This window comes from Variovorax atrisoli (assembly GCF_014195185.1).
GTDB classification, from domain to species: Bacteria; Pseudomonadota; Gammaproteobacteria; order Burkholderiales; family Burkholderiaceae_C; genus Variovorax; species Variovorax atrisoli.
The window spans coordinates 183413-195481 of the sequence record NZ_JACIBG010000004.1 but is presented as its reverse complement, the minus strand read 5'-3'; the positions used below and the strand labels follow the sequence as shown (position 1 = coordinate 195481).

The following is a 12069-nucleotide window of genomic DNA, read 5'->3' as shown; positions in this document are numbered from 1 at the left end:
ATGAAGACCCAGCCCATCGTTTCGCGCCGCTCACGAAGCCTGGCGCTCCTGGCACCGACAGCGCTTGCAGCCCTTACCCTGGCCTGCGGCGCGGTGTCTGCCAAGACGCTGGTGTATTGCTCGGAGGGCAGTCCCGAGAATTTCTATCCCGGCATGAACACCACCGGCACCTCGTTCGACGTGACCACGCAGGTCTACAACACCATCGTCGAGTTCGAGCGCGGCGGCACCAAGGTCGTGCCCGGCCTGGCCGAGAAATGGGACATCTCGCCCGACGGCACCGTCTACACCTTCCACCTGCGCAAGGGCGTGAAGTGGCACACCACCAGCAAGAGCTTCAAGCCCACGCGCGACTTCAACGCCGACGACTTCATCTTCATGATCGAGCGCCAGTGGAAGGAGAGCGACCCCTTCTTCAAGGTCACGAGCCAGAACCACTCCTACTTCAACGACATGGGCATGCCCAAGCTGCTGAAGTCGGTCGACCGGATCGACGACTACACGGTGAAGATCACGCTCAACCAGGCCGAGGCGCCGTTCCTCGCGAACCTGGCGATGCAGTACGCTGGCATCCAGTCGAAGGAATACGCCATCGCGATGCTGAAGGCCGGCACGCCCGAGAAGGTCGACCAGGACCCGATCGGCACCGGTCCCTTCTACCTGGTGCAGTACCAGAAGGACGCGATCATCCGCTTCAAGGCCTTCCCGCAGTACTGGGGCGGCAAGGCCAAGATCGACGACCTCGTGTTCGCGATCACGCCCGACGCCTCGGTGCGCTGGGCCAAGCTGCAGAAGGGCGAGTGCCACGTCATGCCGTACCCGAACCCGGCCGACCTCGACGCGATCCGCAAGGACCCGAACGTGCAGGTGCTCGAGCAGCCCGGCCTGAACGTGGGCTACCTCTCGTACAACACGACGAAGAAGCCCTTCGACGACGTGCGCGTGCGCAAGGCCATCAACATGGCGATCAACAAGAAGGCCATCATCGACGGCGTGTACCTCTCGACCGGCGTGGCCGCGAAGAACCCGATCCCGCCGACCATGTGGTCCTACAACGATGCGGTGAAGGACGATCCGTACGACCCCGAGGCCGCGAAGAAGCTGCTGGCACAGGCCGGCTTCCCCGACGGCTTCTCCACCGACCTGTGGGCCATGCCGGTGCAGCGCCCCTACAACCCCAACGCCAAGCGCATCGCCGAGCTGATGCAGGCCGACCTCGCCAAGATCAACGTCAAGGCCGAGATCAAGAGCTTCGAGTGGGGCGAGTACCGCAAGCGCCTGCAGGCCGGCGAGCACCAGATGGGCATGCTGGGCTGGACCGGCGACAACGGCGATCCGGACAACTTCCTCTACACGCTGCTGGGCTGCGCTTCTGCCAAGTCGGCCAGCGGCAGCAACATCTCGAAGTTCTGCTACCAGCCGTACGAAGACCTGGTGCTGAAAGCCAAGAGCGCGACCAAGCAGTCCGAACGCGACGCGCTCTACAAGAAGGCTCAGCTGATCTTCAAGGAGCAGGCGCCGTGGTTCACCATCGCGCATGCGGTGCAGCTGAAGCCGGTGCGCAAGGAGGTGGTCGACTTCAAGCTGAGCCCCTTCGGCCGCCACACCTTCTACGGCGTGGATATCAAGTAAACCCCCAGGCTTCGCGCACTTCGTGTCGCTGCGCCAACCCCCTTGCAGGGGGCAACACCAGAGGCCCGGCGAAGCCGGTTCCTCGGTGTTCCTGAAAAGAGAAGTAGCTTGAGCTCTCTGTCAACCGCGCCCATCGCCATCGTCGCGGCGATGCACGAGGAGCTGGGCGCGCTTCTCGCGCTGATGCCCGACGAGCAGCGCGTGCGCGTCGCGGGCCGCGACTTCTGGGTAGGCCATCTGCATGGCCGGCCGGTGGTCGCGGTGCTGTCGCGCATCGGCAAGGTCGCGGCGGCGATCACGGCCACGGTGCTGCTGGAGCGCTTCGGCGTGAGGGCCATCGTGTTCACCGGCGTCGCGGGCGGACTGGCGCCGGGCGTGGACGTCGGGGACGTGGTGGTCGCGACGCAGCTGCTGCAGCACGACCTCGACGCCTCGCCGATCTTCCCGAAGTACGAAGTGCCGCTGATGGGGCTGTCGCGCTTCGCTGCCGACGCGGCCATCGGCGATGCGCTGGCGGAGGTCGCGCGGCAGACGCTGCGCGATCCGGTGGCGCTGGTGGGGCAGCAGGCCGTCGACGAATTCGGCCTTCGTTCGCCGAAGGTGCATCGCGGCCTGCTGGTGAGCGGCGACAGGTTCGTCTCGACCACGGCCGAGAGCGCGGCGCTTCAGCGCGCCTTGCCCGATGCGCTCGCGGTGGAGATGGAGGGCGCCTCGGTCGCGCAGGTGTGTCACGACTACGGCGTGCCCTTCGCGGCGATGCGCACGATCTCGGACCGCGCCGACGACGCCGCGCACGGCGACTTCTCGCGCTTCGTCGCTGCGGTGGCGAGCCGCTACAGCCTCGCGCTCGTCGATGCGTGGCTGGCTTCGCTGCCGGCCGAACTTGGCTGAATTCAGCCGAGAGAAGGCGTGCGGCGGCGCGGGATGTCGCGCAGCAGCGGCGGGATCGACAGCGCCAGCAGCAGCGCCGCCAGCGGCACCACGCAGACGAAGCCCACGTACTTGAAGCCCAGCGCGCCCGCGGCGCCGCCAAGCACGAACATGCCGACCAGCCCGCCCGCGCGGCGCATGCGGCTGCGGTCGTGCCGCACGGGCAGGGGATGGTCCTGCTGCGACTTCGAGCGGCGGTTCCAGTAGAGCATCTTGCCGATCTCGATGCCCATGTCGGTGATGTTGCCGGTCATGTGCGTGGTGCGGATGCTGCCGCCCGAGGTCTTGGAGGCCACCGCGTTCTGCAGCCCCATGATGAAGGACAGCAGCAGCACGGTGAGTGGCACCGCGAAGGGCGTCGCCCAGGTCAGCGTGATGGCGCCCATGAGACCGAAGGGAAACATCAGCGCCGCCTCGAGCATCAGCGGCAGTGCGTACACGCCGTGCATGCGGTGCTGGCGGCCCCAGTTCACGAGCACCGCGCACACGGCCGCGCCGGTCAGGAAGGCGAGGATCGCGCCCAGCGCGTTCAGCAGCAGCTTGACGTTGCCCAGCACCATGCCGTCGGCCAGCTGCGAGGCGAAGCCCGTCATGTGCGAGGTGTACATGTGCAGCACGAGGAAGCCGCCTGCGTTGATGGCGCCGGCATTGAAGGCCAGCAGCAGGCCCAGCGCGGTGTTGGTCGAGGGTGCGCGGTGGCGGTGGGTGAGGAAGCGGATTCTGCGCAAGGTGGCTCTCCAGTCGGCGCTCGGGCCGAAAGCCACTCTAGCACCGGGCGCCCCGCGAGCGCCCGTCGGCAGGCCGCTACTTGAGCCAGCCGCGCCGGCGGAAGTACCACATCGGCACCAGCGCGCTCGCCGCCATCAGCACGATGGCGTAGGGGTAGCCCATGGCCCAGTCGAGCTCGGGCATGAACTTGAAGTTCATGCCGTAGATGCTGGCGATCAGCGTCGGCGGCAGCAGCGCCACGCTGGCCACCGAGAAGATCTTGATGGTCTTGTTCTGGTTGATGTTGATGAAACCGACGGTCGCATCCATCAGGAAGTTGATCTTGTCGAAGAGGAAGGCCGTGTGGTTGTCCAGCGACTCGATGTCGCGCAAGATCTGGCGCGCTTCCTCGAACTGCTCGGCGTTGAGCATCTTGCTGCGCATCATGAAGCTGACGGCGCGGCGCGTGTCCATCACGTTGCGGCGGATGCGCCCGTTCAGGTCTTCCTGCCGCGCGATGGCGCCGAGCACCTCGCCGGCCAGCTCGTCGCTGACGTTGCCCGACAGCACCTTCCTGCTCGCCGCCTCGAGCTCGTCGTAGATGTTCTCCAGCGAGTCGGCCGAGTATTCGGCGTCGGCGTCGAAGAGCTTGAGCATGACTTCCTTGGCGTCCTCGATCAGCCCCGGCGCGCGGCGCGCGCGCATGCGCAGCAGGCGGAACACGGGCACGTCCTCGTCGTGGATCGAGAACAGCACGCCGCGGCTGCGCAGGTCGGTGTTGTGCTGGTTGAGGATGAAGGCCACGCGCACCGCGCGCGGGGCTTCGTCGTCGTCGATCAGGAAGTCGGAGCGGATGTGCAGCTCGCCGTTGTCTTCCTCGTAGAAGCGCGCCGATTCCTCGATGTCCTCGTCCATTGCATCCTCGGGGATGGACAGGCCGTAGTACTGCTTGATCCAGCGCTTTTCCTCGAGCGTGGGCGACTCGAGGTCGACCCAGATCGGCTGGAACCTGGAGAGCTCTTCGAGGGCCTCGATTTCTTCCTGTACGAGGCGGCCGTTGGCGAGCGTGAAGATGTTGAGCATGGGGCTCACTCCCTGGAATGACGGACTGGACGATGGGCGAGGGAGGGGGGCGCTTTCAATTCCCTGCCCGACGTGCGCGAGAGGCGCGAAGAAAGGCGTCAGTGAAAGGGAGTTGAAAGCTGCCGAGACGGGTCGGTTTCCATTGGAAAAATCTCCGGGTTGCAGCGAGGCGCGATTATGTCACCGGCCATATGTCGGCAAGGCGGCCGGACTGGACGGGCATACAGTAAAGTCGCAGGCATGCAGAGCACTGCGCTTCCCGTTCCTTCCGCTGCGCCCAGGAGCCAGGCAGAGCGCCTGGCGCAGGCGCTGGCCTCGCTCAACGAGGCGCAGCGTGCGGCGGTCGAGCACGGCGTGAGCGCGGCCACCGCCGGCCTGGACGAGCGGCCGCTGCTCGTCATCGCCGGTGCCGGCTCGGGCAAGACCAGCACGCTGGCGCACCGCGTCGCAACCCTCATCGCCGGCGGCGTCGATCCGCAGCGCCTGCTGCTGCTGACCTTCTCGCGCCGTGCCGCGCAGGAGATGGAGCGCCGCGCCGGCCGGGTGCTGGCGCAGGTGCTCGGACTGAAGTCCGATGCCCCGCCCGCGCTGCCGTGGGCCGGCACCTTCCACGGCATCGGTGCTCGGCTGCTGCGCGAGTACGCGCCGCAGATCGGCCTCGACGAGAACTTCACCATCCACGACCGCGGCGACGCCGAAGACCTGATGGGGCTGGTGCGCCACGAGCTGGGGCTTTCCTCCACCGTCAACCGCTTCCCGCGCAAGGGCACCTGCCTGTCGATCTACTCGCGCTGCGTGAACACCCGCGCGCCGCTGGCCGATGTGCTGAAAGAGGCCTTTCCATGGTGCGGCGAGTGGGAGGCCGAGCTGAAGAAGCTGTTCGGCGCGTATGTCGAGGCCAAGCAGCGGCAGAACGTGCTCGACTACGACGACCTGCTGCTCTACTGGGCCGAGATGGCGGCCGAGCCTTCGCTGGCCGCGCACATCGGCGCGCGCTTCGACCACGTGCTGGTCGACGAGTACCAGGACACCAACCTGCTGCAGGCGGCGATCCTGCTGGCGCTCAAGCCCGACGGGCGCGGCGTGACCGTGGTGGGCGACGACGCGCAGTCGATCTACTCCTTCCGCGGCGCCACGGTGCGCAACATCCTCGACTTTCCCTCGCAGTTCACGCAGCCCGCGCGCGTGGTCACGCTGGAGCGCAACTACCGCTCGACGCAGCCGATCCTCGACGTGTCGAACCGCGTCATCGCGCAGGCCGCCGAGCGGCATGCCAAGACGCTGTGGACCGACAAGCCCTCGGCCGGCAAGCCGCTGCTGGTGCTCGTGCCCGACGAGGCGGGGCAGGCGCGCTGGGTGGCCGACAAGGTGCTTGCGCACCGCGAGGGCGGGCTGGCGCTGAAGTCGCAGGCGGTGCTGTTCCGCACCTCGTCTCACAGCGCTGCGCTCGAACTGGAGCTGGCGCGGCGCAACATCCCGTTCGTGAAGTTCGGCGGCCTGAAGTTTCTTGAAGCCTCGCATGTGAAGGACCTGCTCGCGGTGCTGCGATTCGCGCAGAACCCGCGCGGCCGCATGGCGGGTTTCCGCGTGACGCAGCTCATCCCGGGCATCGGCCCCGCCACGAGCGCGCGCCTGCTCGACGCGATGGAGCAGGCGTCCGATCCGGCCCGTGTGGTGCGCGAGTTCGTGCCGCCTTCCGCCGCTCGTGCGCAATGGGCCGATTTCGCGAAGGCCTACGAGGCCCTGCGCGCGCCGGCGCTGAAATGGCCCGCCGACGTCGAGCTCGCGATGGACTGGTACCTGCCGCACCTGGAGCGGCTGTACGAGGACACCTCCGGCGTGCGGCGCGCCGACGTGGAGCAGCTCGCGCGGCTCGCGGCCGGATACGGCTCGCGCGAACGATTCCTCACCGAGCTCACGCTCGATCCGCCCGAGGCCACGAGCGACCGGCCGGGGCCGCCGCTGCTCGACGAGGACTACCTGATCCTCTCCACCATCCATTCGGCCAAGGGGCAGGAATGGAATTCGGTGCACGTGCTCAACGTGGTCGACGGCTGCCTGCCGGCCGACGTGGCCCAGAGCGCGCACGAACTGGAAGAGGAGCGGCGCCTGCTCTACGTGGCGATGACCCGGGCGCGCGACCACCTGCACCTGCTGGTGCCGCAGCGCTTCCACGTTACGCAGCAGGCGGCGCGCGGCGACCGGCACCTGTATGCCAACCGCACGCGCTTCATCGCCGATGCCGACCTGGAAGGCTTCGAGCAGCAGACATGGCCGCCTCCGCCGGAGCGCCCGCCGGCCGTGCCGCCGCCCAGCTCGGTGATCGACCTGCGCAACAGGATGCGAGCCGCCTGGCGCTGAGAAGGCGAGGCACGAGCAGGCCCTTTCGCCGGCAGGGTCACCGGCTGGCCAGCTCTGAAAACACTTGTTTCGAACTGCGGCATCGCCTGCCCTGTGCGTGCCCGCAGCTATCGATTCGCTAGCGTCCGAGAGGCCGTTCGCGAGGCGGCAAAACCCCGGGCAACTCAGGTATTGCAATACCGTGACAGCTTGGGCATAGTGAATCGACCTTCCCTCTTTCCCCCTCTTCCCACCCCCTCTTTTTCTTTCTCAAGACCCCCAAGAGAACTCCCGTTTTCGTTTCGCCGGCCAAGCCGCATTCCGCGGTGCGGCCATTTCCCCAACCGTCAATTCCAGGAGGTCATTCATGAATTTGACGATCAGCGGTCATCACCTCGACGTCACACCTGCCTTGCGCACCTACGTCACGAGCAAGCTGGACCGGGTCATCCGACATTTCGACCAGGTGGTCGATGTGAAGGTGATCCTCACGGTGGAAAAGCAGAAGGAAAAGGAACGCCGCCAAAGGGCGGAGTGCAACATCCACGTCAAGGGCAATGACATGTTCGCGGAGTCGAGCCACGCTGATCTCTACGCTGCGGTCGATGAACTGGTCGACAAGCTCGACCGCCAGGTGGTGCGCCACAAGGACCGCCTGCAGGACCACCATCACGCTGCGCCCAAGCGCTTGATGTAAGAAAGAGCCCGGGCCCGACGAGGCTCGCAGCGAAGGCCGCCCAGGGGCGGCCTTTTTCTTTTTCCCGACTACGGAGCTAGGGTTTTTGGCAGCCGTCCAGAGAGGGCCGAGGGCCCTTCAGGCAACGTGTAGACAGAAAGTAAATAGGGGGACTGGGGGTTTTTACCAAGCGGGTGCATAATCGCCCCCGCTCTGCACCCACCATGAATCGCCTCGCGTCCATCCTGCCGCCCGCTCAAGTGCTTGTGAGCGTTGACGCTACCAGCAAGAAACGTGCTTTCGAAGAAGCCGGCCTGCTGTTCGAAAGCCTTCACGGTCTGGGCCGTGCCCTCATCACCGACAGCCTGTTCGCGCGCGAGCGCCTCGGCTCCACCGGTCTGGGCCACGGCGTCGCCATTCCGCATGGCCGCATCAAGGGCCTCAAGTCGCCGATGGCCGCTGTGTTCCAGCTGGCCAATCCCATCGGCTTCGACGCCCCCGACGAGCAACCCGTCGCATTGCTGATCTTCCTGCTGGTGCCCGAAGCGGCCACGCAGAAGCATCTCGAAATCCTCTCCGAAATCGCCGAGCTGCTGAGCGACGCCAGCCTGCGCGAGCAGATCAAGTCCAGCACCGACGCCACGGCCCTGCACGACCTGATCGCCGGCTGGCAGTCCACCCAGGTCGCGTAACGGTGTTCGCCCCCAGGCTTCGCGCACTTCGCGTCGCGCACGCCTTCCCCTTCCGGGGCGATACCAGCGGCCCGGCAGGGCCGGTTCCGCGGTATTCTGGCCTGCTCCCAACTCCGGTGCGTGAGCGCCACCTCCTGACCGCATGAAGCCGACCGTCATCAGCGCCGACGCCATGTTCGAGGAGTTCCGTGGCTCGCTCCGCTGGGAATGGCTCGCGGGGCTCGGGGCATCGGAGCGCCAGTTCGATGCGGAGGTCATCAGCCGCGCGCAGTCGGCCGCCGACCTCGTTGGCTACCTCAACTACATCCACCCGTACCGCGTGCAGATCCTCGGCGCGCGCGAGGTGGCCTACCTGACGCGCGGCAGCGAGGAAGACTGCGCCCGGCGCATCGCCCGAATCGTCACGCTGGAGCCGCCGATGCTGGTGCTGGCCGACGGCCAGGCCGCACCCGACGAACTGCTTTCGATCTGCGAGCGCGCCCAGCTGCCGCTCTTTGCCACGCGCGAGTCGTCGGCCTTCGTGATCGACCTGCTGCGCGCCTACCTGTCCAAGCATTTCGCCGAGCGCACATCGATGCACGGCGTGTTCATGGACATCCTGGGCATGGGCGTGATGATCACGGGCGAGTCGGGCCTGGGCAAGAGCGAGCTCGGGCTGGAGCTGATCTCGCGCGGCAACGGCCTGGTCGCCGACGACGCGGTCGACCTCTACCGCATCAACCAGAACACTATCGAGGGCCGCTGCCCCGACCTGCTGCTGAACCTGCTGGAGGTGCGCGGCATCGGCCTGCTGGACATCCGCGCGATCTTCGGCGAGACGGCGGTGCGCCGGAAGATGCGGCTCAAGCTCATCGTGCACCTCGTGCGGCGCGACAGCTTCGAGCGCGACTACGAGCGCATGCCCTCGGCGCCGCTCACGCAGGACGTGCTGGGCATCCCGGTGCGCAAGGTCATCATCCAGGTGGTGGCAGGGCGCAACATCGCGGTGCTGGTGGAGGCCGCGGTGCGCAATTCGATCCTGCAGCTGCGCGGCATCGACACGTATGCCGACTTCGTGGCGCGGCACCACAAGGCGATGGAGAACTCCCGCGACGGGGATTGAATGACCAGGGAATGCGGCCGCCGCCGGGCCGCCCCAAGGCGGACCGCGCCTCCCCCTCGGGGGGTGGAGTTACACGCAGCGAAGCGAAGTGAAAAGCCGGGGGGTCAACGTTTCTTCGCGCAGTCCCCGCACAAGCCGTAAAGCGACATGGCATGGTCCTGCAGGATCCAGCCCTTGTCCTTGGCGATCATCTGCTGGCGGCGCTCGATCTCGGCGTCGTAGAACTCCTCGACCTTGCCGCAGGAGGTGCAGATCAGGTGGTCGTGGTGCGTGCCTTCGTTCAGCTCGTAGACCGCCTTGCCGCTCTCGAAGTGGCTGCGCTCCAGGATGCCGGCCTGCTCGAACTGCGTCAGCACCCGGTAGACGGTGGCCAGCCCGATGTCGGAATGTTCGTTCAGCAGCACGCGGAACACGTCTTCCGCCGTCATGTGCCGCTGGCTGCCGGTCTGGAAGATCTCCAGGATCTTCAGGCGCGGCAGGGTGGCCTTGAGGCCGGTGTTCTTGAGTTCGTCGATGTTGGCCATGGTGGTTCCTGCGCCCCTGGCGGGGCCGCGGCGAAAGGCCCCGAAAAGGCCAGCCGCTACAATGGCCGATCATATCGCTACCCCTTTTCCTCCCATGCCTGCCATCTTCCAACGCCGGCCCTGGCTGCTGGCTGCCGCCGTCGCGGCGACGCTCGGCCTCGGTGCCTGCAGCGGTTTCACCGAGCGCACGCGTGGCGCGCTGGCTGCCGTAACCCCCTACAAAGTCGAGGTGGTTCAGGGCAATTTCGTGTCGAAGGAACAGGTCGCGGCGCTCAAGCCAGGAATGTCCCGCCAGCAGGTGCGGGAAATCCTCGGGACCTCGCTGCTGAACGACGTCTTCCACGCCAACCGCTGGGACTACGTCTTCACCATCCGCCGCCAGGGCGTCGACCCGCAGGAGCGCCACCTCACGGTGTTCTTCAACGGCGAGCTGCTCGACCGCTTCGAGGGCGACGAGATGCCCAGCGAGGAAGAGTTCGTCGCCACGCTCGACACCCGCAAGAAATCCGGCAGGGTGCCCACGCTCGAGGCCTCGGAAGACGACCTCAAGAAATACGCGCCCAAGGACGGCAAGAAGAAAGCCGATGCCGACAAGGCTTCCGCGTCGGCTTCGCTGCCGCCGCTGCCGGCCGCCTACCCCCCGCTCGAAGCGACGCGCTGAGCGCGCCAGGGTCATCGGCGGCAGCGGGCGGTGCCGCCGGGCCGGTCCGTTTCGTTCGTGTCGATCGATGTTCCCCGGCCGTTCCTCACCGCCTCGGGCCGTTTCGAAAATCCTCGAAGACTGACTGAATCCGCGTGACCGAATCCACCTCCACCCCCGCCACCAATTCCGCCTCCGAGCCGCGCCGCGTCGCCATCGCCGGGGCTTCGGGCCGTATGGGCCACATGCTGATCGAGGCCGTGCGCAACGCGCCCGACATGCGCCTGGCCGGCGCCCTCGACATCGCCGGCAGCCCGGCGCTCGGCACCGATGCCGGTGCCTTCCTGGGCTTCGACAGCGGCGTGTCCATCGTGTCCGACCTGCGCGCCGGCCTGAAGGACGCGCAGGTGCTCATCGACTTCACCCGCCCCGAAGGCACGCTCGCGCACCTCGCGGTCTGCCGCGAACTGGGCGTGCAGGCCGTGATCGGCACCACCGGCTTCAGCGACGCGCAGAAGGCCGAGATCGCCGAGATCGCGAAGGACATCGCGATCATGATGGCCCCCAACATGAGCGTGGGCGTCAACGTCACCTTCAAGCTGCTGGAGATGGCGGCCAAGGCCATGGCGACGGGCTACGACATCGAGATCATCGAGGCGCACCACCGCCACAAGGTCGACGCGCCCTCGGGCACCGCGCTCAAGATGGGCGAGGTCATCGCCGACGCGCTGGGCCGCGACCTCAAGGACTGCGCGGTGTACGCCCGCGAAGGCATCACCGGCGAGCGCGACCCGTCCACCATCGGCTTCTCGGCCATCCGCGGCGGCGACATCGTGGGCGACCACACCGTGCTGTTCGCCGGCACCGGCGAGCGCATCGAGATCACCCACAAGTCGTCGAGCCGCACCACCTACGCCCAGGGCAGCCTGCGCGCGGTGCGCTTCCTGGCCGGCCAGCGTGCAGGCCTGTTCGACATGTACGACGTGCTCGGTCTTCGCTGAGCGCGCGGCACCAACCAAGGACCGCCGATGAGCGTGCTCGAACTGCTGGCCCACGGCGACGGCGTCAGCCGTTCGGTGGCCGCGCTGCTGCTCGCGATGTCGATCGCGAGCTGGGTCATCATCCTCTGGAAGGCGTGGCTGCTGCGCGGCGGCACGCGCGACGTGCTGCGCAGCATCGCGGCGTTCTGGCAGTCGTCCACGCTGGCCGACGCCGAGCACAAGCTCAAGGCCTTCGACCGCGCCACGCTGGTGTCGCCCGCAGTCTCCGCCATCCGCAGCGTGGCCGCGGGCGAGCCGGCCGGCACGCTGGGTGCCGCGGTCGACCGCAACCAGCGCCTGACGCGCGTGCTGCGCGACGCCCTGCACGGTGCGCTGCGCCGGCTGCAGGCGGGGCAGATCCTGCTGGCCACCGTCGGCGCCACCGCGCCCTTCGTGGGGCTGCTGGGCACGGTCTGGGGCATCTACGGCGCGCTGACGGGCATCGCCGGCCAGACCGGCGGCTTCACCATCGACAAGGTGGCGGGCCCGGTCGGCGAGGCGCTCATCATGACGGCCTTCGGTCTCGCCGTGGCCATTCCGGCCGTGCTGGCCTACAACGTCTTCGGTCGCGTCATCGGCCGCATCGAGGCCGAGCTCGAAGGCTTCGCGCACGACCTGCTGGGCAGCTTCGGCGCTGCGCCGGCGCCTGCCGCGCCGCCCGCGCGGCCGATGCCGGTCTAGCCCGACACGGCGAGGCACACC

At 67.4% G+C, this 12069-nt stretch carries 12 protein-coding genes; 9 read left to right on the top strand and 3 right to left on the bottom strand.

The features are described 5' to 3' along the window. Positions 1-1632, top strand: coding sequence for an ABC transporter substrate-binding protein (locus FHY06_RS16090; protein ID WP_145760185.1), 1632 nt, complete (start codon positions 1-3; stop codon positions 1630-1632). Positions 1633-1782: 150 nt separating this feature from the next. Further along, positions 1783-2523, top strand: a complete 741-nt coding sequence (locus tag FHY06_RS16085) for a 5'-methylthioadenosine/adenosylhomocysteine nucleosidase (protein WP_240650022.1) — start codon at positions 1783-1785, stop codon at positions 2521-2523. Positions 2524-2525: 2 nt separating this feature from the next. On the opposite strand, the gene FHY06_RS16080 is transcribed toward FHY06_RS16085, so the two are convergent. Beyond that, positions 2526-3290, bottom strand: a complete 765-nt coding sequence (locus FHY06_RS16080; protein ID WP_019655570.1) for a YoaK family protein — start codon at positions 3288-3290, stop codon at positions 2526-2528. A gap of 76 nt (positions 3291-3366) precedes the next feature. Further along, positions 3367-4353 carry a magnesium/cobalt transporter CorA gene (gene corA / locus FHY06_RS16075; RefSeq protein WP_019655571.1) on the bottom strand — a complete coding sequence of 329 codons (987 nt, stop codon included), beginning with the start codon at positions 4351-4353 and terminating at the stop codon, positions 3367-3369. Between the two features lie 240 nt (positions 4354-4593). Here corA and FHY06_RS16070 point away from each other — a divergent pair, with 240 nt between their 5' ends. The 4 genes from FHY06_RS16070 (at position 4594) to hprK (ending at position 9163) form a co-directional block, all read left to right on the top strand. Next, positions 4594-6714 (top strand): ATP-dependent helicase, encoded by a 2121-nt coding sequence (locus FHY06_RS16070; protein WP_260310466.1) that lies wholly within the window; start codon positions 4594-4596, stop codon positions 6712-6714. Between the two features lie 346 nt (positions 6715-7060). Next, positions 7061-7390, top strand: coding sequence for a ribosome hibernation-promoting factor, HPF/YfiA family (gene hpf / locus FHY06_RS16065; RefSeq protein ID WP_019655573.1), 330 nt, complete (start codon positions 7061-7063; stop codon positions 7388-7390). Positions 7391-7593: 203 nt separating this feature from the next. After that, complete coding sequence (locus tag FHY06_RS16060; protein WP_019655574.1) at positions 7594-8061, top strand: PTS sugar transporter subunit IIA; 468 nt, start codon at positions 7594-7596, stop codon at positions 8059-8061. A 142-nt stretch (positions 8062-8203) separates the two neighbouring features. After that, the gene (hprK, locus tag FHY06_RS16055; protein WP_019655575.1) at positions 8204-9163 is read left to right on the top strand and encodes an HPr(Ser) kinase/phosphatase; all 960 of its coding nucleotides are present in this window, start codon (positions 8204-8206) and stop codon (positions 9161-9163) included. Positions 9164-9267: 104 nt separating this feature from the next. Here the strand turns inward: hprK and fur are convergent, their stop codons facing one another. Next, positions 9268-9687 (bottom strand): ferric iron uptake transcriptional regulator, encoded by a 420-nt coding sequence (gene fur / locus FHY06_RS16050; RefSeq protein WP_019655576.1) that lies wholly within the window; start codon positions 9685-9687, stop codon positions 9268-9270. Between the two features lie 94 nt (positions 9688-9781). Between fur and FHY06_RS16045 the strand changes: the two genes are divergently transcribed. The 3 genes from FHY06_RS16045 to FHY06_RS16035 all read left to right on the top strand — a co-directional run bounded on the left by FHY06_RS16045 (position 9782) and on the right by FHY06_RS16035 (position 12048). Then, the gene (locus FHY06_RS16045) at positions 9782-10348 is read left to right on the top strand and encodes an outer membrane protein assembly factor BamE (RefSeq protein ID WP_184605761.1); all 567 of its coding nucleotides are present in this window, start codon (positions 9782-9784) and stop codon (positions 10346-10348) included. Between the two features lie 134 nt (positions 10349-10482). Then, positions 10483-11328 (top strand): 4-hydroxy-tetrahydrodipicolinate reductase, encoded by an 846-nt coding sequence (gene dapB / locus FHY06_RS16040; RefSeq protein WP_019655578.1) that lies wholly within the window; start codon positions 10483-10485, stop codon positions 11326-11328. Positions 11329-11355: 27 nt separating this feature from the next. Next, positions 11356-12048 carry a MotA/TolQ/ExbB proton channel family protein gene (locus tag FHY06_RS16035; protein ID WP_184605760.1) on the top strand — a complete coding sequence of 231 codons (693 nt, stop codon included), beginning with the start codon at positions 11356-11358 and terminating at the stop codon, positions 12046-12048. The last annotated feature ends 21 nt before the right edge of the window (positions 12049-12069 follow it).